Source organism: Laedolimicola intestinihominis, assembly GCF_040096155.1.
Classification (GTDB): Bacteria; Bacillota; Clostridia; order Lachnospirales; family Lachnospiraceae; genus Laedolimicola; species Laedolimicola intestinihominis.
Genome location: NZ_JBBMFE010000033.1, coordinates 1 through 1827, shown reverse-complemented (window position 1 = coordinate 1827; position 1827 = coordinate 1). Strand labels below are relative to the sequence as shown.

Annotated in this window: 3 protein-coding genes; 1 reads left to right on the top strand and 2 read right to left on the bottom strand. The window is 54.1% G+C overall.

Features of this window, described 5'->3' with window-relative positions:
* Positions 1-344, top strand: a 344-nt coding sequence (locus WMO29_RS16635) for a TrkA C-terminal domain-containing protein (protein ID WP_349165551.1), incomplete at its 5' end; no start/stop codon positions are given.
* A gap of 43 nt (positions 345-387) precedes the next feature.
* On the opposite strand, the gene WMO29_RS16630 is transcribed toward WMO29_RS16635, so the two are convergent.
* Together WMO29_RS16630 and WMO29_RS16625 are read right to left on the bottom strand one after the other, a co-directional pair.
* On the bottom strand, positions 388-720 hold the full coding sequence (locus WMO29_RS16630; protein ID WP_349165550.1) for a zinc-binding metallopeptidase family protein: 333 nt from the start codon (positions 718-720) through the stop codon (positions 388-390).
* A gap of 210 nt (positions 721-930) precedes the next feature.
* Positions 931-1827 (bottom strand): DUF6997 domain-containing protein (locus WMO29_RS16625; protein WP_349165549.1); only part of this gene is annotated, 897 nt, incomplete at its 5' end.

The window sequence follows — 1827 nt, the reverse complement described above, 5'->3', positions numbered from 1 at the left end:
ATCAGGGCGCTGTTCTGGAGAAAATCGGCGCGGAGGTGGTCTATCCGGAGCGGGATATGGCCATCCGTCTGGGCAAGAAGCTCCTGTCCGGAAACTTCCTGGATTTCATTTTCCTGGACAACGATATCGAGATCCAACAGGTACCGGTCAGCGGCTTTATCGAAGGAAAAACCATTCAGGAAATCAATATCCGTAAAAAATACGGCCTGAATATCATTGCCGTTGAGCACGATCAGAATACCATCATCGAGCTCTCCCCCGACTATAAGCTGCAATCGGAGGATATCATCGTCGTCATCGGAAAAGTCCAGAATATCCGGAAATTAGAGCGGGCATTATCATAAACCAGAAGCTCCGGCCAGCCAGGCCGGAGCTTCGTCCGTTCTATTATACCTCTACATAATCCAGCATCAACGCCAACGCAATCCGAAGTCCATTCTCCAGACTGGAAAGCTCAATCCACTCTTCCCGCGTATGCGCCAGCGCGCCTCTCACGGTTCCTACCGTATTCACCACGATTCCCAGTGAAAGCGGCACATTACTATCGGTAGAATAAGCCGCAAAATCAATCGGATCCTGATACCAGGTTTCAATGACATCCACCGTATGCTCTGTAAACGCCTTCAGCGTGTCCGCGTCCACCGATCCATTGCCCGGCCGCACACCTAAAAGCTCTACCTCGATCTCGCCGCCTGGCCCCAGGCCTTCCGTCGCTACCATGAGGAACCCTCCACCTGGATTATCCCCATCAAAGACTGCGATCTGATGGCCGAATACGGCTGGATCAAGCCCAGCCGCACGATTTTGCCGGAGCTGGGGCAGGAGTATCTGGATATTTTGGTGGGACTGTATTAACCGTTCTCCTCCGCCAGGCGCCGCTGCTATGCCGCATATATGCAGTCCGTCAAAACTAATCTCCTGTGTTCTCTCCTACAGCCTGGTCAGATTAAAAATCCACTCCAGCCACCGCTCCACCGAGCTGGCCCGCCGGGCGATCTGCCCTTCGCTGCAGACATGCAATTCCCGCATCCGCCGCCCGATGACCTTCTTATCCGGATACCGGCCCGTCTTAGCGCCCATGTCAAAAAATTCCGCGAAAATCCGGTGCTCCAGCATCAGCTCCACCAGCTTCAGCTGTCGGGGCTTGTAATTCATCCGAAAGACCCTCTCGCCGAGCCCGGTCAGCCGCACCAGCACCTGACCGTCCGCATTTTCCTTCTCGAAGAGTCCCAGATACCGCCCCGCATTATAATAATAATCTGACTGCCGCAGGTCGAAATCCATCAGCTCCGCAATTTGCCCCGGCGTCATGGGATTGCCGTACAGATTCTCCAACAGAGAAATAATACGCTCCATGGAGTTGGCCTGGATAAACGGAACCGACGTATCATCCATGTCATCGTCTGTCCGGATAGCTGTCCGCTCCCGCACCTCCCGGAGTTCACGCAGACTGATCCGCGTATCCTGCAGGGAATAATTTTTCGCCTGCACCAGCTCGATGGACGAGTAATCCTCCGGATCCGCAAACCGGTACTCAAACAGTCGATAAATCAGATTGGAATACACAGAAAAGACCAGCCGGATGGGCTTCTTCACCCGCGTCCGCCACAGCCGGTACGGATAGTAAAGCTGCCGCACATGGAAATCGGAATGCACCACATTTTTGGCTTCCATAATGACCACGGAACGGGCGTTTTCAAAGCCGCCGTCAATCTCGCACTGGGCATTTTCCACATGAATCTGCTGTGCCGCGCCCCGCACCGTATGAACCCGGAAGTCAAAAATGCCCGTCCCCATGCGGCCATTAAAGGTAGCGTCATTTCGCCC